Origin of the sequence: Collinsella aerofaciens, from assembly GCF_015548375.1 — a bacterium.
In the GTDB taxonomy this organism is placed as follows: Bacteria; Actinomycetota; Coriobacteriia; order Coriobacteriales; family Coriobacteriaceae; genus Collinsella; species Collinsella aerofaciens_AB.
Genome location: NZ_JADMWW010000030.1, coordinates 1 through 20,769 on the forward strand (window position 1 = coordinate 1; position 20,769 = coordinate 20,769).

A 20,769-nucleotide genomic window follows, 5' to 3' on the forward strand; every position below is an offset into this window, starting at 1 on the left:
ATCGAGGCCGGCACGCTCGTGGAAAAGATCAAGTCGTCCTCGCAGACGCTCAAGCAGGAATACCTCGATACATACGAGCGAGGTGAATGACATGATAGGCAAGAGCTATGCAAAGATAGCGATTGTTGGCTTTGTGCTTTGTCTTGCAATGGTGCTATGTGCATCATTTGCGAGGTATAGGTCCGAGCAGTCGTTCATCGATGGCGCTGAAAATGGGTTTGGCATAGACGGGATGTATGCCAACGATGGCGCGACCAGGCCGTCTATGGCGATTCTTGCAGGCGAAGACATGGAATGGCAAATCTGTAATGACGATGGCTCTTGTCTGAATGGTCGTTTGGCCGCAACGAGCGACCCGAATTCGTTCGATCTTCTCGACAATGATGGAGCGGATTGCGGTTCTGTTCACCTTTCATATGCATCGCGAGATGGGATGGACGGCATTCTCTACGTCTCCCACGAGACTGGCGATTTCAAGATGCGCAGGACTAACCGAGTGCCGGCTTTTATCGAGGAGTGAGAGTCCCCGGCGGCCTGCCGATCAGGCCGCCGGGGTATCGAATCCCGCATTCATCCGTACACACACGGACGAATGCGGGAAGTGTCCGGATGAAGTTGATAATCAAGGAAACAAAGCCGTTCTGCCTGGGACGGCTTTGGCCTGGACTTTAACTACAACATCGCAATCGACACTTATCAGCTCGCGCAACGCGCATGGCCAGATCTCGGACGCTGGTGCATGGGGAACCTTCGAGATTTACTGGACATCCAAAACAACGACGCACACCGCGTGCTCGCCGACTGCGAAGACGAGATGGCTGTCTACAATGCGATCAGAAACGGCGTGAAGTCCGGAGATCTTTCTGTGGAACCGCCGCGCCGTCGCGCGAGCCGACCGGGCAACCCGGGCAATCTGGTCCCGACTCTCCCGGTCGTATTCCTACGATATCGCCCCTAAATCACCAATGTGTCAGATAAAGAATGATGCAATGGTTATGATCAAGCATACGGCGGATGCGGCGACTGCGGCTTATTTCCTCTCCTTTAGTCCGATGATTAGGGTTGCCGTAAAGTAAAGGGCGGAAATGCAGTCTATGGCAAGCAAAACGAGTTCCTTGGGCGGTTTCAGCAAAAGGTCGCTAGCAAAGAGTAATGCAAGCAGGGCAAAGCCGATTGTGTTCAAGTATCTCGATTGATTTTGCGACAACATGGCAACTTCCTTTCAGAACATGCAAATGAAAAGTCGGTACGATGTCATTGCGGTTGCAAAAAAGCCGCCGCCAGGACCGGTTGTCACGAGACCGGCGATAACTTCAGCGGCGCCAGCAAGGTAGGGATCGCGCGGGCAAGCCTCCTCCTTCGCGTTCAGCTTGACCTTGTGAGGGACGGGGCGGTTATTTGCAGATCCGTGAGAATCGCACCACGCCTTGGAATATGAATCCGCGCAGCGCCCGCGCTCAAAAAAGGGATATATCGTAATTTTCGTCGTAATTGACTCCGACGTAGATATCGCTGCTCTCGGCGGGAGATCCCTCGTCGGCATGGGCTGCCGCAACGGGTACAAATGGTGTCATGACAAGGGAGGGGCAAAGAGTTGCTGAGACGATGGAGGGCAGGCATTTCTTCATGGCCGGCTCCTTAATCTGGCCTTTGATAGTTACTCGATGTCGCCTCCTTCCGCTTTATATCCGTTGTATTTGGCGTATTTCTTTAATAAGGCAAGAGGTTCTTCCTCTCCTTCGGATAAGCCGATGATGTTTCCTTGATCATCCAGTATGAATACGGACGGAATATGCTCAAGTTTATATTGGTCATACACGGTCTTATCTTAATCTATGTATATGGGAAAGTCTCCTTCATGGACCGAGGCTTCTTCAATTGTGCTGTCCTCGGAAACAGTGAAAAGGTTCTTCCTTAAGGCTGCGAAATTATCAAGTTGTTGCATATCTTCTATGAGAAATTCGCAGTGCTGACACCACGATGCCCAGGACATCAAGATATTTTCCTCATTAGGTTTTAGCTTGTTAAAATAATTGACGTTTCGGCCGAGGCTGAAATCTTGGCCCATTTTAATGGACAAAGATGAGGGATAAGCATCGTGTTGCGGTTTGATATTGACGGCGATTAAGGCGACGAAACACGTCAGAGTCGCCAGAGTTAGTAAGGCGATAACGCATTTTCTCGGTTTCCAGCTCATGACAGATCCCTCTCTCATGGTGAAACGCATACGTTTTGGGACCGGATACCGCTCAAATCCATTCTGGACGATGACTCGACTTACCGCCTTGTCCTTTCAGCGTGATTGCCGCTGCGGCAAGATCTGCGCAGCCTTTTGGAATAGTCCTACGCTCAAGCCGTTTCTATTCACCCTGAGCGAAGGGAGCCGCATATGCATGCAGCGGAAGTTTCGCCTCGGGGGGGGGTCGCTCGTAGGGCGGCTAATCTCCGGGGCCAGTCAATCATCGAGTACGTCCTGATCATCGCCGTCATCGGTCTTGTCATCGTGTTCGCGGGACCCGGTGTGGCGGGAGCCATCCGCAACCAGTTCAACCTGGTCGGCAACACTGTGAATAGCGGGACTAGCGCTGGCGCCGAGGGCGGCGGAGCATCCGGCGGCGGTTCCGTGGGAGCCGATTCAGTGACCGTACAGGCGGCTGTGGCCAAGGACGTCAAGGACTGGACGCTCGTTGAACAGAAGGCCGTGGCCGAGGACATCGCAGCGAAGGGCGAGGCGTCGCCAGTGTACGCCAAGGCGAAGGCCGCTATGGATGCGGGAACGACTTGGTCGGTCAAGATCACGAACGATGACACCATGACCTACCGAATCATCGGCATCAACCACGACGACTTGGCAGATGGCAGCGGCAAGGCAGGCCTGACGTTCCTCACCACCTCGACGGGAATCAGATCGCGCATGAATGCAACCGAAACTAATGTCGGTGGTTGGGAGAAGTTTGTCATATAAGCCGACATAGGGATAAAGGCCCGCGCAGGATTGCACGGGCCTTCTTTTGGCAAGTTTACGAACGGTTTGAGGTTCGTAGGACAGGTTATCGGGTTGAGGAGAAATGGGGTCGTACAGCGGCTCTCAGTGCGCCTGCCGCACTCCCCCGCTATTACCTCTGCGGCGTCCTCGTATAGAGCCCATCCCGTTTGGCGTTTCGTTGCAACAGCCCACTTGTCCACCGATCAAGTGAACTACTGGAATAAATACAGCGACACGCTTGTTCGTTACAGTGGCTATATCTGTGTAAATCGCCGCGATAAATACAGCCTGTACTCGGCTGTATACCAGCTACGCGTATGTAGATTCATATCGCGTTAATAAATCGGCACAAGCGCGTGCAAAACGCGCAAGTAACTGAAAAAAGCGAATATCGCGCAGGTAGATTTTTGGCATCCTGTTGCTTAATCAAAATTAAGCAATTGCTTAAAACAAAAAAGGTCAGGCACTAGGTGCCTGACCTGCAAACTTCTGGTCGGGACGACTGGATTCGAACCAGCGACCCCTTGACCCCCAGTCAAGTGCGCTACCAAGCTGCGCCACGTCCCGAAGCTTTTGTTTGTTGCTCTGCTCTCGCTCGCAACAGGGAATATATTAACCCGAAACTTTGGCCTTGTGCAAGAACTTTTTTAATTATTTTTGAGCAAGTCCAAAATTGTATCTGCGAGCTGGGGTTTTGTTAGCACGGGAAGTTCTTGCGTCCCTGCTGTGCTTACAATCCAGGCCTTATTGGTGTCGGTTCCAAAGCCCGAATCGGCGCGCGAGACATCGTTGGCGATAATGGCATCGCAACCCTTGCGGGCAAGTTTGTGCTGCGCGTACTCCACGACGTTATCGGTCTCGGCTGCAAATCCGATCACACGGCGCTCGCCCTTCTGGCGCGAGAGCTCGGCCAAAATATCAACGGTCTCGACGAGCTCGATACGATCCAAGCGTTCGTTGGCCTTTTTGAGTTTATGGTCGGCAGGGGCCGCGGGTGTGTAGTCGGCGACGGCAGCCGCGCAAATGGCCGCATCGGCCGTCTGAAAGGCGCTCAGAGCTGCCTGCAGCATTTCTGCGGCGGTCTGTACGCGCACACACTCCACGCCGCGGGGGACATCGAGCGACGTCGGTCCCAGCACGAGCGTGACGGCGGCACCGCGGCGTGCGGCCTCATCCGCAAGGGCGATGCCCATCTTGCCCGACGAACGGTTGCCGATGAAGCGCACGGGGTCGATCGGCTCGTGCGTGGGGCCGGCAGTAATCACGATGCGCTTGCCTGCAAGGTCCTGGGGCACGGGGCTGAGCACCTCGCAGACGGCCTCAACGATGTCTTCGGGCTCGCTCATGCGTCCCGTGTCCACGTCGCCGCAGGCAAGGTAGCCGCTGCCGGGGCCCACCACATGGACGCCACGGTCGCGCAGCGCGGCCATATTGGCCTGCGTCGCCGGCGCCTTCCACATGCCATTGTTCATGGCCGGCGCGATCACAATGGGTCGCGGCGTGGCAAGCAGCGTGGTGGAGATGAGGTCATCGGCGATACCGTTGGCCATCTTGGCGATGATATTGGCCGTCGCGGGCGCCACGACCACCAGATCGGGCTCCTGCGCCAGCGAAATGTGGTGGATGGGGTCGGAGGGGTCGTCGAACAGACCTATAGCGACCGGCTCGTTGGTGAGTGCACGGAAGGTGAGCGGGCCCACAAATTCGGTGGCATGCTCGCTCATAACGACCTTAACGCGCGCGCCGCGTTTTTGTAGTAGGCGCACGATATTGCACGACTTATAGGCGGCGATCCCGCCGGTAATGCCCAGCAGGATCGTTTTTCCCTCAAGTTGCATTGAATTGTTGGATGCCGCCGTCATCGTTAGGCTTCCTTGCTGGGGAGCACGAGCAGGCGGTGGCAGTACGGGCAGTGCGTAATCTCGCTACCGTCGTGGTTGAGGTCGCTCATGGACGACGCCTGCAGCGCGGTGTGGCAGACCGTGGGAATGTTGCCCTTGATAGTCTCGACGGCCAGGCCACGGAACTGCTTGAGCAGACGCTCGTAATCGGTGAGCACGTCGGTCGGCAGCGTGGCGGCCAGCGCAGTGCGCTCCTTGGTGGCGGCGTCAATCTGAGCCTGGAGGTCGGCGGCCTTGGCGCGAGCGGCCTTGGTATCGGCCGTCACGCCCTCTTCGAATTTGGCGATGATGGCCTGCGCACGAGTCTCGCGGTCGAGCGCCTCCTTATGGGCGACAACGACATCCTTGCGGGTGTGCTCGATCTTGTCCAGACGCTTTGCCAGGGTGGCAAGCTCATTCTCCAGGTCCTGAACCTCGCGGTAGTCAGAGCCATCAACGTGGCGCTTCTTGGCAGCCTCGATGGCGTTGTTGGTCTGGATCTCGGTGGTGTTGAGATCGTCGAGCTCAATATCCAGATCCTTGCGCTGGGCGTAAAGCTTGGTCATCTCGGCCTTGAGCTTAACGTAGGTCTTGCGCTTGGAAGCGAGCTCCTTGAGCTCCGGCATATTAGCAAGTTCGCTCTTGTTGCGGGCGAGCTCCAAATCGATCTGTTGCAGCTTGAGTAGCGTAGCGCCGGCGCTCATAAGTTCTCTCCTTTTGTCACAGTCCACCATTGGCAAGGGTTCAGTATTTTAATCGCATGACGGGGGTCGACCCCGGCGTCAACTGCAGAGTTCATCAATATATCAACGAACGGCTCCTCGGAGCGGTCGTGGCCGAGCAAGATCACCGGTAGCCCACGCAAGGCAAGGTCCTGCGCCACGTGATAGCCTGCCTCGCCCGTCACGACAACATCCGCACCGGCGGCGATGGCAAGTTCGCCAAAGTCACCGAGGGAGCCGCCCAGAATGGCGACGGTGCGGCACGAGCGCTCGGCATCGCCCCATACACGCGGGTCGCTTCCGAAGGCCGTGGCAGCACGGGCGGCAAGATCGCGCAGCGTGCTCGGGTCGTTGAGCGTTGTAAGCGCGCCCAGGCCGGTGGCCTCGGGGTCGTCCACGTACTCCAGTGAGCTCACAGGTGCGGCACCCAGCAGCTCACTCAGGCAGGTGCGCGCTTCGTGCGAGCGGTCCAGATTGGTATGGAGCGAAATAATGCTCACGCCGCAGCGGGCGGCCTCATAGAGCGCCGCGCTGCACTGGGGGCGTGACGCATCCGCCGGGCAAAAGGCCTCGGGCGCCCTGATATAGATGGGATGATGCGTCAGCAGCACGTTGGCGCCGGCTTCTTGGGCGCGGCGAACATTAGCTTCGGTCGCATCGAGCGCGCAGGCAACACCGGTAATCTCCGCGGCAGGGTCGCCGACGGAGAGTCCTACATGATCCCAACTCTCGGCATCGGTCTTGGGATAGCGTGCCAGCAGCGCGCGCTCAAGCTCGGCGACGATCATGCGGCGCCTACGATCGTGAGCAGCGTCTGGGCAAACTCGTCCAGATCGTCGGGATTCACGCGGTCATCAAAGGAAATGCGCAGTGCGCCCAATGCCTGCTCGCGACCGATGCCCATCGCGCTTAAAACATGGCTCGGGTCCATGCTGCCGCTCGAGCACGCCGATCCTGCCGATACCTCAAAGCCGGCGGCGTCGAGCTTAATGATGAGCTCCTCGGAGTCCATGCCGTCAATGTATATCGATACCATGCCGGGCAGACGGTCGGCCTGCGCGTAGTCGCCCATCGTGGCGTGAATGCGCGGGTGGGCCGTAAGCGTGGCGTAGAGCTTGTCGGAAAGGGTTTGCAGCGTCGCACGCTCCTGGGCCACATGGGGCGCCAGCGTGCGGGCGGCAGCGGCAAAGGCCAGCTGCGTGCGCAGGTCCTGCGTGCCGGCACGACGACCGGCCTCCTGTCCGCCGCCAAAGATGCGCGGACGCAGCGGCGTGCGGTTCTTAAGGTAGAGTGCGCCGGATGCTACGGGGCCGCCGATCTTGTGCGCGGCAACGGTCATAGCATCGACGCCCAGCTCGGTGACATCGAGCGGAATATGCAGATAGCCCTGGATGGCATCGGTGTGGATCAGGGCGCCGGCGGCGTGTGCAGCAGCGGCAAGCTCGCGGATGGGCTGCACTACGCCGGTCTCGTTGTTGGCAACCATGATGCTCACGAGCGCCACGTCGTCGCCCAGCAGCTCGACAAGCGTGGCAGGCTCAATGTAGCCCGCGCGGCAGGGCTGCACCAGGTCGACGGTAAAGCCGGCGGCACGCAGCAGCGGCAGGTTGTCCAGAATCGAATCGTGCTCGATGGCAGATACGATCACGCGGCTGCGCTTGCGGTCGCGCTGACGAGCGCCTTCGGCAAGTCCGAGCAGCGCCAGCTGGTTAGCCTCGGTGCCGCCGTTGGTGAGGATGATCTCGGACGGGCGAACGCGTGCGCCAAAGCTTCGGGCGATCTCGCGACGGGCGACTTCCAGGCGTGCAGCGGCCTTGCGGCCGAGCGAATGCAGCGAGTTGGGGTTGACGCCGGCAAGCTCGCTGTCGTCGTACTCACGCTGCGCAAGGCGCGCCTCGGCGCGCATAGGCGTCGAGGCGGCGTAGTCAAGATTCACGGGTATGCGGTTTTGACCTGCGGTCATAAGGGTTTATGCCTCCTGTGCAGCCTCGTTGCCCAGCTTCTGCAGCAGCGCAACCTCGGCAGCGGGATCTTCGGACTTAAATACGGCGGAGCCGGCCACCAGGACATTTGCACCGGCCTTGACGACCTCGGCGATGTTTTTGGAAGAGATGCCGCCGTCGACCTCGATCATGGGCGACACGCCGTGGCGCTCGCACATGGCCTTGAGCTCGTGGAGCTTAGCGATGGTGCCCGGGATAAAGCTCTGGCCGCCAAAGCCTGGGTTCACGCTCATGAGCAGCACCATATCGACGACGTCGATGATGCTCTCGAGCACGCACACGGGGGTGGCGGGGTTGAGCACAACGCCGGCCTTGACGCCGCGCTGCTGCAGATGCGTGAGCGTGCGGTGCAGGTGCGTGGAAGCCTCGTAGTGCACGGTGATCATGTCGGCGCCGGCGTCGGCGTACCAATCGACCGTCTCGTCGGGGTTCGATACCATCAGGTGCGCGTCGACCGGTACATCGGTGGAGCGCTTGACGGCCTTAAGGATGTCGACGCCAAAGGTGAGGTTGCCGGTAAAGTGGCCGTCCATGACGTCGAAGTGCACGTAGTCGGCGCCGGCGATCTTGTCGAGGTCGCCCTTGAGGTTGGCCATATCGGCCGAAAGGATGGACGGAGCGATTTTAATGGAACCCATGGTAGAAGCCTTTCTGCGCTAGTCGGTGAGTCCGTAGAACTCTTGGGAGGGTACGCGGTCGGTAAGAATCTCGAGCGCCCTATCCAAAGTAACACCGTTGTAGAGCGTTTGCTCCACGGCAAAGGTGAGCGGAATGTCTACGCCCAGTGAACGGGCAAGCTCGCTCACGCTGCGGGCCGCGACGGCGCCCTCGACAACCATATGCGTGCGCGTCTGATACTCGTCGAGCGACACGCCGTGGGCAAACTCGTAGCCAAAGGTGCGGTTGCGCGAATGCTCCGAGGTGCAGGTGGCAATGAGGTCACCCATGCCGGCAAGTCCCATGCAGGTCATAGCTTGACCGCCGCGGGCGTGCACCAGACGGCTGATCTCTGCCAGGCCGCGTGTCATGATAAGGGCGAGCGTGTTGTCGCCCGCACCGGTGCCGGCGGAGATGCCGCACACGATGGCGATTACGTTTTTCATGGCGCCGCAGACCTCGACACCGGTCATGTCCAGCGACAGGTAGATGCGGAAGGCCGTTGACAGAAGCAGGTCCTTAAAGGTCTCCCCTATCTGTGGATCTTCGCTGGCGATGACGGCGGCAGAAAGACCTCCGCGGCAGATTTCCTCGGCATGGTTGGGGCCAGAAAGAGCCGCGACACGTGCCTCGTTGCCGATCTCGCTGGCGATGACCTCGCTCATGAGCAGGCCGGACTCGGGCTCAATGCCCTTGGTGAGGCAGAGCGCCGGGGTATCGGCGTCGATAAAGGGCGCCGCCTGGTGGCACACGCTGCGAAGGTGCGTCGAAGGAACGGCAAAGATGATGGCCTCGGCGCCGTTGAGCGCCTGCGACAGGTCCGTGGTGGCGACGACGTTGCCGGGCAGCTCGTAGCCCACAAGGTAGCGGGGGTTGCGGTGCTCGCCATTGATGCCGGCGGCCGTCTGCTCGCTATGGGCCCACATGGTCACGCGCTCGGCTCGCGCGGCGGCAAGGCCGGCGACGGCGGTTCCCCAGGAGCCGGAGCCAATCAGCGCAACATTCATGACTCTCTCCTACTTATCGTCGGGCTCGGTGACGCGCTTGGTAAACGAGAGCTTGGACTCCTTACCGGCCATGAGCTTATGGATATTCGAGCGATGGGCCCACACCACGGTGATTCCGATCAGCGCCATGCAGAACTTGAGGCCCAGGCTGCTGTACGGAAAGACCGCGCAAGCAGCGATGGGAAGACCGATGGCAGCGGCTAGCGAGCCCACCGACACGTACTTGGTTATGGCGACGGCCACGATAAACATGCCGAGCAGCGACAGGCCAATAGGCCAGTACCAGGCGAGGATGACGCCCAGACCAACTGCGATACCCTTGCCGCCATGGAAGTTAAGGTAGGGCGAGAAGATATGCCCCCACACGGCTGCCAGGCAGATGACGCCGAGCATCCAGTCGCCGGCGGCACCGGGGGCCATAATGCTCACGGGGAAGCCATAGCCCAAGTCAGCAATGAGCGGACGCGCGATAAGGACGCAGATGGCGCCCTTAAGGCAGTCGAGCAGCAGCGTGAGCGCGGCCACCTTGGGGCCGGCCACGCGCAGTGCGTTGGTGGTGCCGATGTTGCCGGAGCCAGCCTTGCGAATGTCGGTGTGGTTGAACACGCGGCCCAAGATCAGTCCAAACGGAATCGCCCCGATAAAGAACGAGACCACGGCGCAGATGGCGGTCAGAAGAATCGGATTATGCATCCTTTTGCTCCTTCTTCCTAAAGAAGAGTCGAATGGGCGTGCCGGCAAAGTCGAAGGTCGAGCGCATACGGTTCTCCACATAGCGCTGGTAGGTGTCGTTGACCAGGTCGCTGTGGTTGACGAAGAACGTGAACGTCGGCGGGTTGACGCCCGTCTGGGTCACGTAGTGCATACGCAGGCGGCGCTTGCCGTCCACCACGGTATGACCGAACTCGCGCAGGTCGGTGAGGAACGTGTTGAGGCGTGAGGTGCTAATCTTCTGCGAGCGCGTCTTCTCGGCGGCGTCGACCATCGCCCAGATCTTCTCGACGCTGCGGCCAGTGAGGGCAGAGATGCGCAGGTACTGGGCCCAGGGAGCCATGACGCCCAGACGGCGGTCGATGGTCTCCATGCAGGCCTCGCGCTTACGGTCGTCGTCGAGCAGATCCCACTTGTTGAGCAGCACCACGATGGCGCAGCCGCGCTCGATGGCAAGACCCATGACCTTCTGGTCCTGCTCAGTGACGCCCACGGAGGCATCGACGACGAGCAGCGCCACGTCGGCGCGGTCGATGGCGCGCAGGCCGCGGACCATGGAGTAGTACTCGATGTTCTCGTACACGGTGCTCTTCTTGCGAATACCCGCGGTGTCGACCATGCGGTAGTGCTTGCCGTTGCGCTCCACGACGGTGTCGATGGCGTCGCGCGTGGTGCCGGCAATGTTGGACACGATGGAGCGGTCGGCGCCCAGGATGCGGTTGAACAACGAGGACTTACCGGCGTTGGGGCGGCCGATGATGGCGACGTTCAGCGCGTCGGGGAACTCGTCGGCGATCTCGTCCTCCTCCTCGGGCAACAGGGCCACGATGTCGTCGAGCAGGTCGCCCGTGCCGTGGCCGTGCAGGGCCGAGAGCGGCGTGGGCTCACCGATGCCGAGGGAATAGAACTCCCAGATGCTGTCATTCTCGCGATCGGGGTTGTCGAGCTTGTTCACCAGCAGAAAGACCGGCTTGTCGCAGCGCTTGAGCATGCGGGCGACCGACTCGTCCTCCTCGGTGACGCCGGTGCGACCGTCGACCACAAACAGGATGACGGCGGCTTCCTCGGCGGCGGCGAGCGCCTGGTCGCGGATGGACGTGGCAAAGACGTCGTCGCTCTTGAGCGGCTCAATGCCGCCCGTGTCGACGATGGTGAACTCGCGGCCGTTCCAGTCGGCCGTGTGATACGAGCGGTCGCGCGTGACGCCGCGGGACTCATGGACGATGGCGTCCGAGGTCTGGGCCAGGCGGTTGACGAGCGTGGACTTGCCCACGTTGGGGCGTCCGACGACGGCGACGATAGGTTTCATCTGCACTCCTTTAATGGGTAGGGTCAGTGGAAATGTTAGAGTCCGCGGGCACAATGCCAAGGATGTGCTCCAGGGTATCGAGCAGCTCATGCGGCATGGTCGACACCACATGAACCTCGGCGCCGCGACTGGTAAGGCTTGCGAGTAAATCGTCACGATGATACTCGTCAAGCGTCATGCCGTCAGCGTTGAACATGAGCTTAGGCACAAAGAGCATAACCCCCGACAGGTCTTGGGGCAGCTGCTCCAGAATGTCGCAGGCGACGATGAGACCGGTCACGTCCACGTTTCCGCCAAAGTAGCGGTTCTTGATGGCCGTGACGGTGCCGGCGAGCCCCTGTGGCGATTCCACAAAGCGCGCCACGGTGTCGCGTGCGCTGGCGCCGGAGAGGCACAGGAGGCGCAGGCTACGGGCGGCAATGGCCTCGCGGACGCGGGCTAGGCGCTCGGCGTCGGCGGTAAGCACGTCGTCGGTCTCGTCTAGGTACGAGCGGATCATGCCGATGCCGTCGTAGTACTGCGGGTAGCCGTCGTAAAAATCTGCCTCGGGAGGTTCGATGCCGGCGTCCAGATAGAACTCATCGCTCATCTGGAAGGTATGGCGGCCAAAGCGCTCGTAGGCACGATCCTGGTAGGGACGGATCATGGCAATGGTCTCGCGCGCCAGTTCGGGCTTGTCGCTGTATGACCAGCTAAAGCGGTTCTGATGCTTGGTAAAACCGAGCGGCACAATGCCCAGGCTTGTGATTTGCTCGTGCTCCTCGCAAAAGCGCAGGGTCTTTTCCAGCTCCTCGCCATCGTTCATGCCGGGGCACAACACGATCTGGGCGTGGATCTCGATGCCGGCGGCCATGATGGTCTCGAGCACGTCCATGCCTCGCTGGGCGTTGCGGCCCATCATACGACGGCGGACGTCGGGGCTCACGGCGTGGACCGATACGTTCATGGGACTCATGTTGCGCTGGATGACGTTTTGCACGTCCTCGTCGGTGAGGTTGGTGAGCGTGACGAAGTTGCCCTGCAAAAAGCTCAGACGATAGTCGTCGTCGCGGATGTAGAGCGTGGAGCGGCCGCCCTTGGGGAGCATCGTCATAAAGCAAAATACGCAGGCGTTCACACAGGTGCGCATACCATCGAAGATGGGGCCATCGAATTCAAGGCCCCAGTCCTCTCCCGGGAAGCGGTCGAGCTCGACGGGGGTGACGCTGTTGTCGCGCGGGTCGAAAACCTCGAGGTCGACGGTGTCGTCGTCGGCCTCCCAGAGCCACACGATCATGTCGGTGAGCGCCTCACCGTTGACCGTGAGCACGCGCATGCCCGGCTCGATACCCACATCCCACGCGGGCGATTCGGGACGCACGTTCTTTACGAGCGCTCCCTCACCCGGCTCGGGGTCGCGGCTGCGCCCGTAATCGGCCACCTCGGCGGCGTATGCGGGTACGGTCTGGTCCATGATTAGCGGCAAAGCTCCTTGATGCGCTCGACGGCGCGCTCGATGTGTTCTTGCGGGGTGGAGGCTCCGGCGGTGATGCCGATGTGGTGAGCGTCGGTAAACCAAGCGGTCTCAAGCTCTGAAGCTTCCTCGATGTGATGCGTGCGCTCGCAGGCGTCTGCGCAAATCTGCGCCAGGCGGCGGGTGTTGCCCGAGTTCTTGCCGCCCACGACGACCATGCAGTCGCAGCGGTTGGCAAGTGTGGCTGCTGCCTGTTGACGCTCACTCGTGGCGGCGCAGATGGTGTTGATCACACGCAGCTCCTGCACGCGCGGGGTGATAGCAGCCACGACCTCGGCCAGGTTCTGCGCGGTCTGGGTGGTCTGCACGACGAGTCCAACCTTGCCCTTGAGCGGCAGCGCGTCCGCATCGGCGGCGCAGCTCACGACTTGAGCGTCATCGCCGGCATGGCCCAGGATGCCCTCAACCTCGGGGTGGCCCGGCTCGCCCACGACGATCACGCGGTAGCCCTCGCGTACCAGGCGCTCCGCCGCCACGTGGACTTTTTTCACGTAGGGGCAGGTGGCATCGACCACGTCGAGGCCACGCTCGCGAGCGGCATCGATGACCTGCGGCACCACACCGTGCGCGCGAATGATCACGGTGCCCGACGCGGCATCGTCAAGGGTCTCAGCCAGACCGACGCCCGCCTCGGCAAGCTCGCGCACCACGATGGGGTTATGGATGAGCGGGCCCAGGGTGTGGACCTGAGTGCTCTCCCCTGCCTGCGGGGCGGCCGCCAGGGCCATATCGAGCGCGCGCTGCACGCCGTAGCAGGTGCCCGCGTGGGCGGCGATCTCGATGGTGGGAACCGTGTCCTGATCGGACGCGGTCGCGGCGGTGTTCGTTGCGTTCTCGCTCATGGCTAGAACCTGCCCGGATGCTCGTCGCACAGCTCGTCGCGCATGGTGTAGACGCGGTCCATAGCCTCGGTCTCAAACCATGCCAAGCGCTCTGTGCGCTTGAGTCCGGCCGGTGCGTCGGAAAGCGAGACGGCCTTGCCGGCGCGAATCCAGCACTTCTTGGGGCGCATGAGCTTTTTGCCCTTTGGCGTAATGTCGGACCAGCCGCAGATGGCGAGTGGGTTGACAGGCGCCTTGCCCATCTGGGCGATGAGCGCAAAGCCGCCGTGGACCTCGGACTTGATCTCGCGCGAACGGATGCGCGTGCCCTCGGGGAAGATCAGGACGTCCTCGCCGCGCTGCAGCGCGTGCTGGGCGGCGCGCAGGCACTTCATGTCGGCGGTGCCGCGCTCGACGGGAATGCCGCCCACGCGGCTAAAGGCCCAGCGCACGATCTTGGTCTTGGCGAACTCGGACTTAAAGATGGGGCGCACGCGGCGGCCGCCAAAGAACAGGGCGGTTTCCACGGCGAGCACCTCGGCCATCGAGGTGTGGTTGCAGATGACTACGCTGCCGTGGCCTTCCTGGCGCTCAAACAGCAGATCGGCGTCCTCCACCTTCCAGCGCCACATGAGCTTGGAGAAGGCCCATAGGATCGCCATGACCACGACGACGGTGCCGCGGATGAGCGCCGGGAACTCGGCGTAGGGGGCGTTGTAATAGTCCTCGGGCGTCTGCTTAAACAGGCGCATGGGCTACCTCCTTTGGTTGATGAGGTCCTCGATGATGCGTACGACCTCGTCGATGGTATGGGCGGTGGAGTCGACGTGCACGGCGTCCTCGGCGGGCACGAGCGGGGCGACCTCGCGGCTGCTGTCGAGCTTATCGCGCTGCTTGAGGGCGTCGAGGGTCTCGTCGACCTCGGCTTCGAGCTGCTCAGTGGTCAGCGGCTGGGCGTCGTTTTGATGGCGCTGCAGCACGCGACGACGGGCGCGCTCACGCGGGTCGGCCGTCAGGAAGACCTTGACCTGCGCGTTGGGGAACACGACGGTTCCGATGTCACGACCCTCGGCCACGATATCGCGGTCCTCGGCGGCGCGGCGCTGATGGATGAGCATGGCGGCGCGCACGCCCGGATAGGCCGAGACCTTGGAGACGTTGGCGTCCACCTGCGGGGTGCGGATGACGGCCGAGGCGTCCGTGCCGTCGATGGTCAGGCGCGTGTCCTCGCCGGTACCGTTGGTAAAGCGGATCTCGATCTGCTCGGCGAGGGCGTCGATGGCCGCCTCGTCGTCCAGGTCGATGCCGCGGTCGAGCGCGGCAAAGGTGACGGCGCGATACATGGCACCCGTGTCGAGCTTGTTAAAGCCCAGCTGGCGGGCGATCTCCTTGGCGATGGTGGACTTGCCGGAACCGGCGGGGCCGTCGATGGCGACGATCATATAATGCTTCCTTTCAATGTTTGACGTGCTGGTATGGTTCGCGGGCGTTGGGGCGCGGCAGGTTGCCTAGACCGTGTAGCGCTCGCGGTAGGTGTTGCGCTTGGGCGCGGAGCCGTGGCTGCCGTGATGACGCGTGCGGCTGGCGGGGGTTTCCTGGGGCTTGTCACCGCGCATGGCGCTGGCCTGCTTGGGAGGGATGCCACCGGCCTTAAGGATCTGCACCTCGCGGTCGGAGAGCTCGCGCCACGAGCCTTTGGCCACGTTCTTGAGCTCCAGGCCGGCAAAGTTGCAGCGATGCAGACGGATTACCGGGTGGTGAATCTTGCTCAGCATGCGCTTAACCTGATTCTTGCGACCCTCGCGGATGATGACCTCCACGGCGGTGGTGCCGGGCTTGACGCCCTGGGGAGCTACGGCCTCGGCTTCGCGAGCGGTGATGACGCGGCAGATTGCCGGCTGGCATAGACCGTCGTCGAGCTCGATGCCACGACGCAGCGGCGTGAGGTCGCGGTCGGACAGTTCGCCGTCCACGAGTGCCTGGTAGGTCTTGTAGACGTGCTTGCTCGGGTGCAGCAGGTCCTGCGACAGGTCGCCGTCGGTGGTAAAGAGCAAAAGGCCCGTGGTGTCGCGGTCCAGGCGGCCCACCGGGAACAGGCCCGGAAATCGGTCGCGGGGAACCAGGTCCGCCACACAGGGACGCTCCTGCGGGTCGCTCATGGTGGTGAGATAGCCGGTCGGCTTGTAGAGCATCAGGTACACGGCGCCCTGGTCGAGCTTAACGGGTGTGCCGTCGACCTCGATATGATCGCGGTCGACATCGACCTTGGTGCCCAACTCGGTCGCGACCTCGCCGTTGACGGTCACGCGGCCGGCGGTCATCAGATCCTCCGACCCGCGGCGGCTCGCCACGCCCGCGCGCGCCAAAAAGCGCTGCAAGCGCATGGTATGCGGGTAGACGGGCTGGGCGTCGGACTCGTGCGTATCCGCGTTGGGCGCCGCAGCGCCGGCGCGCGTCTCCCCTGCTTCGTTAGTCCTCGTCATGCGTATCCTCCGCATAGTCGTCGGTGGACAGCGTTTCCTCGCCGCCGACTGCCTCGACATCATCAATATCGGTATCGAGCAGCTCACGCTCTTCGTCCAGATCCTCAGCCTGCTCCTCGAGCGTGGACTGAATGCTGCGGCCGCTTAGGCGCTCGCGGATAAATTGACGTGACTGCTCGTCAGGGGCAAACTGCTCTAGATCGGGCAGGTCGCGGGTGGAGCGCAGACCGAACTTCTCCAAAAAGGCGTTGGTCGTGCCGTAAATGATGGCCTGACCGCGCTGGGGGTCGCGGCCGAGCTCGCGCACCAGGCCCTTGTCCACGAGCGATGCGATGACGCCGTCGGAGTTGACGCCGCGGATGCCCTTGACCACCTCGCGCGTAACGGGCTGGTGGTAGGCGATCACGGCCAGGGTCTCGAGTGCCGCCTGCGACAGTTTTTGCGTGTCCCAGCTCAGCACGTAGGCCTCGACCACATCGTGGTAGGCAGGGTGCGTAAACAGGCGCCAGCCACCGGCGACCTCGCGCAGCTGAAAGCCGCGGTTGGCCTCCTCGTACTCAACTTTGAGCTCGGCGAGCAGTGATGCACACTCGCCAGGAGCGATATCCAACGCACCAGCCAGCGCGGGCGCGCTTACCGGATCGCTCGACACCAACAGGAGCGCCTCCAAGGCGCCTTTGAGGCTATTTGTCTCCAGCGTGGAAAGGGTTGACATGGTTGCCGCTCCTATTCGGTGAGCTCGGGGCCCTCGCCGGGTACGTAGGCCTCGGCGCCCTCGACGCGGTTGATGCGGATGGTTCCAAAGATCTTGTCCTGGCTCAGCGTGAGCGAGCCGCGCTTGGCGAGCTCCAGCATAGCCAGGAAGGTGACGACGAGCTGCTCGGTGGTGGCGTCGCCGTCCAACAGCTCGCGGAAGGTGCAGGTTTGGTGCGCCATGGTAAAGCGGTCGACCGAGGCCACCGTCAGGTCGAGCGGCACGCGATGCGGTGCCACGTGCTCGGCCTCCAGCAGGAAGGTCTGGCGCTTGCCGTCCAGGTCGGCACAGATGACGGCCAGGCCGCGCAGGGTGATGCCGGCCAGGTAGTCGGGCATGAGACCCAAAAACTCGGGGTCGGGGCCGGCCACGCGCGGGTGCATGCGGCTTTCGGACTGCATGCGGGCGCCAAGGGCCGCCGCCGCGCCCTTAAACTGCTTGTAGGCAATCAGGCGCTGGATCAGGACCTCGCGGAGGGCGTCGCCGTCGAGGGCGCTGAGCTCCTCGAGGTCTTCGTCGATCTCGTCATCGTCGGCTTTGCGTGGGACCTCCTGCGGCACCAGCGAGGCGGCCTTGATGTCCAATAGGGTTGCCGCGACCAGCAAAAAGTCGCTCGCTACGTCCAGGTCCAGCGCCTCGATGCGCTCGGCCTCGGCCAGGTATTGCTCGGCCACCTCGCTAATGGAGATGGCGCCGATATCTACTTTTTGGCGGGTTACCAGCTGCAGTAGCAGGTCGAACGGTCCGCTGCAGACCTGCGTCGACACGCGATACGACATCTTCGACCTCCTTTGACGGCGCCTTCGCGGCGCGGTTTGGGTGCATGCTGCGACCGTTTTGTGCGGTCGACCTGTAAGTTTACCTTAGATGCTGGCGATTGCGAAGGTGAGCAGCTGCTCTGCCAGTGGATACACGGTAACGTCGAAATAGCGTCCGATCACGTCAATGCCGGTCCACATGGGCAGCAGATACAGCACGATGATGAGGATGGGCATGGCGTATTGCTGCAGGCGGTAGTAATTGGCGAGCGCCTTGCCTTTGAGGAACGGGACGATGATCGACGAGCCGTCGAGCGGCGGGATCGGGATGAGGTTAAAGAACGCGAGCGACAGGTTAACCACGATAAACGTGGCGCCAAAGTTCATGATTTGCGACGCTACGGCAAAGGACATGCTGGTGTAGAGGTTGCCGTAGGTCAGGTGCATGAGGATTGCGGCCAGGCACGCGAGCGCGATATTCGATGCGGGGCCTGCCGCGCTCACCAGGACCTCGTCGCGCTTGGGGTGCTTGAGGTTGTTGAGGTAGACGGGCACGGGCTTGGCAAAGGCGAACACCGGGCCGCCGGCGGCCAGCATTAACAGCGGCAGGATGATGGTGCCAAACGGGTCGATATGGTTGAGCGGGTTGAGCGACACGCGGCCGCGCGAACGGGCCGTCTTGTCGCCGAGCGCCCAGGCCGCGGCGGCGTGCGCGCTCTCGTGGATGACGATGCCAACGATGACGGCGACGGCACTGGCAAGCAGGTTCATAAAGTAGCTGCTGGACATGGCGCCCCCCCTAGCGAACGCGGCGCGAGGCGCGCGTGAGCAGGTAGTCGGCCACAAACAGGATGACGGCCACGATGGCGTAATCCAGGCGAAACACACCGCCAAAGGGTGAGGTGATGACGCCGTAGCCGGCGATGGAACTCGGCAGCGCGCGAGAAAGCTCGACGACAAAGCCAACGATCTGTAGCTTGGCGGTCAGGCCGCTAAAGCACAGCAGCACGGTCATCGCGCTCATAAAGATACCGCAGATGCGGCACGCAATAGCGATGATGCTCATCGCCACGGCAGCGGCCTTACGAGAGTTCACGCGCGGTCTCCTCTTCGATCTGAGTGGAAAGCTCGAGCCATTCGTCCTCGAGCTTGGGCAGCTCTTGCTTAAGCCCGTTATATTCCCCCAGCGCGGCGTTGAACTTATCCTGATCGGCATAAAGCTCTTCGCTTGCCATCAATTCCATAAGCTCGTCATAGCGGGCGCGCTTTTTGTCGAGCTCGGCCTCGATCTTCTTGAGCTGATTGCGCACGCCCTTGAGCTTTTTGTTGAGCGCGGCGCGGGCCTGGGCCTCGGCGCGCTTTTGCTCCTTGGTCTTTTTGCCCTCGGCCGGCTTGGGGGCGGCGACGCTGGGCTGGGTGGAACTGGTCGACTTGGCTGCCTTGGTTGCGGTCGACGTGCTCTCCCCTGCTGCCTCGGCGGCGGCGCGGGCTGCGAGGTCCTCGCGCTTGTAGAGGTAGTAGTCATAGTCGCCGTCATAGACCGTGACCTTGCCATCACGAATGTCGATGATGCGGTTGGCCACGGCGCGCACCAGGTGCTCGTCGTGGCTGATCAGCACGATGGTGCCGGGGAAGTTTTGCAGGGCGTTCTCGAGCATGTCCACCGAGTCGATGTCCAGGTGGTTGGTGGGCTCGTCCAGGCACAGGAGTGCCTCGGGGGCCACGAGCATCTTAGCCAGGGCCAGACGCGCCTTTTCACCGCCGGAAAGAACGCGTACCTGCTTTTCGATGGAATCGTTGTCGCTAAACAGGAAGGCGCCCAGCAGGCTGCGCTGCTGCGGCACGGTCCACTTGGGCGTAACGGTGTCGATCTCTTGCAGGACGGTGTTGGACTCGGTCATGCCCTCGAGCGCGTGCTGGGCGTAATAGGCCACGCCCACGTTGGTGCCCAGGTCGCGGGTGCCGGTGGTGGGCGGCTCCAGGCCGGCGAGGATCTTCATGAGCGTAGACTTGCCGGCACCGTTGGGACCGACGAGCGCAACGTGCTCACCGCGGTAGAGCTTGAGGTCGATGTCGCTGTAGATGTGCTTGTCGCCGTAGGACTTGGAGACACTCTCCAGGCCCACGACCATATCGCCGGAGCGTGGCGGATCGGGGAACTTAAAGTCGATGTGCTTGTGGTCCTCGGGCAGGATAACGAGCTCCTTTTTGATCTGCTCGATCTTGCGTATGCGCTCCTGCGCCTGTGCGGCCTTGGTGGGCTTGTAGCGGAACTTGTCGACGAAGACCTGCATGTGGGCGATGTCGCGCTCCTGGGCAGCACGCTTGGCGCGCATTTGCTCCAGGTTGTCCTCACGCTGCTTAAGGTAGCTGCTATAGTTGCCGGTGTAGGTGGTCACGCGGCGGTTCTCGAGCGCGGCGACGTGGTCGACGCAGGCGTCCATGAAGGCGCGGTCGTGGCTGACGATGAGCACGGCGCCATCGTAGTTGGCGATAAAGCCGCGCAGCCATTGGACACTCTCGAGGTCCAGGTGGTTGGTGGGCTCGTCCAGCAGCAGCAGGTCGGGATGGCGCAGGAAGAGCTTTGCCAGCGCGATACGCATCTGCCAGCCGCCAGAGAACTCGGAACACGGGCGCTCAAAGTCGGTGACCTTAAAACCCAGGCCAGACAGGATCTTGCGGGCGTTGCTCTCGAGCTCGTAGCCGCCCAGATGCTCAAAGCGGTCCTGGACCTGGCCGTACTCGTTGAGGAGGGCGTTGACGTCTTTGCCCTGCTCGGAGAGCTCGGTGATCTGGGCCTGAAGCTCGTTGGCGCGCTCGCCCATGCGGCGGATTTCCTTGGCGGCGGCCATGACCTCGGCAAGGATGGTGGTGTCCTTTTGCTCCAGATTGGTTTCCTGCTCTAGGTAGCCCACCTGGCAGTCCTTTGCGTACTGGACCTGGCCGGCGTCTGGGCTGTCGATGCCCATGATGATCTTGAGCATGGTGGTTTTGCCGGCGCCGTTGGGGCCCACGAGCGCGAAGCGCTCGCCGGGGTTGATCTGGAAGGATGCGCCGCTAAAGAGGACGCGCGCGCCGAAGCTTTTTTCGATCTTGTCGACCAGGAGGATCATGGTGCCGCCTTTGACCTTGTGTGCCTATATGAAAAAAGGCCCCAACTTGCGT

Annotated in this window: 22 protein-coding genes and 1 tRNA gene; 2 read left to right on the plus strand and 21 right to left on the minus strand. The window is 61.8% G+C overall.

Annotated elements, in window-relative coordinates; translation table 11 throughout:
• The first annotated feature begins 91 nt into the window (after positions 1 to 91).
• On the plus strand, positions 92 to 520 hold the full coding sequence (locus I1969_RS10195) for a hypothetical protein (protein WP_195235030.1): 429 nt from the start codon (positions 92 to 94) through the stop codon (positions 518 to 520).
• 937 nt (positions 521 to 1,457) lie between these two features.
• Here the strand turns inward: I1969_RS10195 and I1969_RS10200 are convergent.
• Both I1969_RS10200 and I1969_RS10205 read right to left on the minus strand, forming a co-directional pair.
• Positions 1,458 to 1,628 (minus strand): hypothetical protein, encoded by a 171-nt coding sequence (locus I1969_RS10200; RefSeq protein WP_195235031.1) that lies wholly within the window; start codon positions 1,626 to 1,628, stop codon positions 1,458 to 1,460.
• 200 nt (positions 1,629 to 1,828) lie between these two features.
• Positions 1,829 to 2,197 (minus strand): hypothetical protein, encoded by a 369-nt coding sequence (locus I1969_RS10205; protein ID WP_195235032.1) that lies wholly within the window; start codon positions 2,195 to 2,197, stop codon positions 1,829 to 1,831.
• A gap of 192 nt (positions 2,198 to 2,389) precedes the next feature.
• On the opposite strand from I1969_RS10205, the gene I1969_RS10210 reads away from it, so the two are divergent.
• The gene (locus tag I1969_RS10210) at positions 2,390 to 2,965 is read left to right on the plus strand and encodes a hypothetical protein (protein WP_195235033.1); all 576 of its coding nucleotides are present in this window, start codon (positions 2,390 to 2,392) and stop codon (positions 2,963 to 2,965) included.
• 511 nt (positions 2,966 to 3,476) lie between these two features.
• Here the strand turns inward: I1969_RS10210 and I1969_RS10215 are convergent.
• The 19 genes from I1969_RS10215 to I1969_RS10305 all read right to left on the minus strand — a co-directional run bounded on the left by I1969_RS10215 (position 3,477) and on the right by I1969_RS10305 (position 20,717).
• Positions 3,477 to 3,553 (minus strand) — tRNA-Pro (locus I1969_RS10215).
• Positions 3,554 to 3,633: 80 nt separating this feature from the next.
• A complete protein-coding gene (gene coaBC / locus I1969_RS10220) occupies positions 3,634 to 4,848 on the minus strand; it encodes a bifunctional phosphopantothenoylcysteine decarboxylase/phosphopantothenate--cysteine ligase CoaBC (protein ID WP_229028398.1) in 1,215 nt (404 codons plus the stop codon).
• 2 nt (positions 4,849 to 4,850) lie between these two features.
• Positions 4,851 to 5,570 (minus strand): zinc ribbon domain-containing protein, encoded by a 720-nt coding sequence (locus I1969_RS10225; RefSeq protein WP_195235034.1) that lies wholly within the window; start codon positions 5,568 to 5,570, stop codon positions 4,851 to 4,853.
• Positions 5,567 to 6,376 carry a Nif3-like dinuclear metal center hexameric protein gene (locus I1969_RS10230; protein ID WP_195235035.1) on the minus strand — a complete coding sequence of 270 codons (810 nt, stop codon included), beginning with the start codon at positions 6,374 to 6,376 and terminating at the stop codon, positions 5,567 to 5,569. Before I1969_RS10230 ends, I1969_RS10225 begins: the two co-directional genes overlap by 4 nt.
• Complete coding sequence (locus I1969_RS10235) at positions 6,373 to 7,551, minus strand: cysteine desulfurase family protein (protein WP_195235036.1); 1,179 nt, start codon at positions 7,549 to 7,551, stop codon at positions 6,373 to 6,375. The genes I1969_RS10230 and I1969_RS10235 overlap by 4 nt, the downstream gene beginning before the upstream one ends.
• Before the next feature lie 6 nt (positions 7,552 to 7,557).
• Positions 7,558 to 8,229, minus strand: a complete 672-nt coding sequence (rpe, locus tag I1969_RS10240; RefSeq protein WP_195235037.1) for a ribulose-phosphate 3-epimerase — start codon at positions 8,227 to 8,229, stop codon at positions 7,558 to 7,560.
• Between the two features lie 18 nt (positions 8,230 to 8,247).
• Entirely contained in the window at positions 8,248 to 9,255 is a 1,008-nt protein-coding gene (locus I1969_RS10245) for an NAD(P)H-dependent glycerol-3-phosphate dehydrogenase (RefSeq protein ID WP_195235038.1), read from the minus strand.
• A 9-nt stretch (positions 9,256 to 9,264) separates the two neighbouring features.
• Positions 9,265 to 9,948, minus strand: coding sequence for a glycerol-3-phosphate 1-O-acyltransferase PlsY (plsY, locus tag I1969_RS10250; RefSeq protein WP_195235039.1), 684 nt, complete (start codon positions 9,946 to 9,948; stop codon positions 9,265 to 9,267).
• Positions 9,941 to 11,275: a ribosome biogenesis GTPase Der gene (gene der, locus I1969_RS10255; protein WP_161116173.1), complete on the minus strand. Its 1,335-nt coding sequence runs from the start codon at positions 11,273 to 11,275 to the stop codon at positions 9,941 to 9,943. Before der ends, plsY begins: the two co-directional genes overlap by 8 nt.
• A 10-nt stretch (positions 11,276 to 11,285) precedes the next feature.
• Positions 11,286 to 12,728, minus strand: a complete 1,443-nt coding sequence (locus I1969_RS10260; RefSeq protein ID WP_195235040.1) for a DUF512 domain-containing protein — start codon at positions 12,726 to 12,728, stop codon at positions 11,286 to 11,288.
• Between the two features lie 2 nt (positions 12,729 to 12,730).
• Positions 12,731 to 13,630, minus strand: a complete 900-nt coding sequence (locus tag I1969_RS10265) for a 4-hydroxy-3-methylbut-2-enyl diphosphate reductase (RefSeq protein WP_195235041.1) — start codon at positions 13,628 to 13,630, stop codon at positions 12,731 to 12,733.
• A gap of 2 nt (positions 13,631 to 13,632) precedes the next feature.
• On the minus strand, positions 13,633 to 14,361 hold the full coding sequence (locus tag I1969_RS10270; protein ID WP_195235042.1) for a lysophospholipid acyltransferase family protein: 729 nt from the start codon (positions 14,359 to 14,361) through the stop codon (positions 13,633 to 13,635).
• Positions 14,362 to 14,364: 3 nt separating this feature from the next.
• Positions 14,365 to 15,051: a (d)CMP kinase gene (gene cmk, locus I1969_RS10275; protein ID WP_195235043.1), complete on the minus strand. Its 687-nt coding sequence runs from the start codon at positions 15,049 to 15,051 to the stop codon at positions 14,365 to 14,367.
• A gap of 66 nt (positions 15,052 to 15,117) precedes the next feature.
• The gene (locus tag I1969_RS10280) at positions 15,118 to 16,092 is read right to left on the minus strand and encodes a pseudouridine synthase (RefSeq protein WP_195235044.1); all 975 of its coding nucleotides are present in this window, start codon (positions 16,090 to 16,092) and stop codon (positions 15,118 to 15,120) included.
• Positions 16,079 to 16,807, minus strand: coding sequence for an SMC-Scp complex subunit ScpB (gene scpB, locus I1969_RS10285; protein ID WP_195235045.1), 729 nt, complete (start codon positions 16,805 to 16,807; stop codon positions 16,079 to 16,081). The genes I1969_RS10280 and scpB overlap by 14 nt, the downstream gene beginning before the upstream one ends.
• Before the next feature lie 11 nt (positions 16,808 to 16,818).
• On the minus strand, positions 16,819 to 17,625 hold the full coding sequence (locus I1969_RS10290; protein WP_195235046.1) for a segregation and condensation protein A: 807 nt from the start codon (positions 17,623 to 17,625) through the stop codon (positions 16,819 to 16,821).
• 84 nt (positions 17,626 to 17,709) lie between these two features.
• Entirely contained in the window at positions 17,710 to 18,393 is a 684-nt protein-coding gene (locus I1969_RS10295; RefSeq protein WP_195235047.1) for a site-2 protease family protein, read from the minus strand.
• A gap of 10 nt (positions 18,394 to 18,403) precedes the next feature.
• Complete coding sequence (locus tag I1969_RS10300) at positions 18,404 to 18,700, minus strand: hypothetical protein (RefSeq protein WP_271747946.1); 297 nt, start codon at positions 18,698 to 18,700, stop codon at positions 18,404 to 18,406.
• Positions 18,687 to 20,717, minus strand: coding sequence for an ABC-F family ATP-binding cassette domain-containing protein (locus I1969_RS10305; RefSeq protein ID WP_195235048.1), 2,031 nt, complete (start codon positions 20,715 to 20,717; stop codon positions 18,687 to 18,689). The genes I1969_RS10300 and I1969_RS10305 overlap by 14 nt, the downstream gene beginning before the upstream one ends.
• Positions 20,718 to 20,769 lie beyond the last annotated feature (52 nt).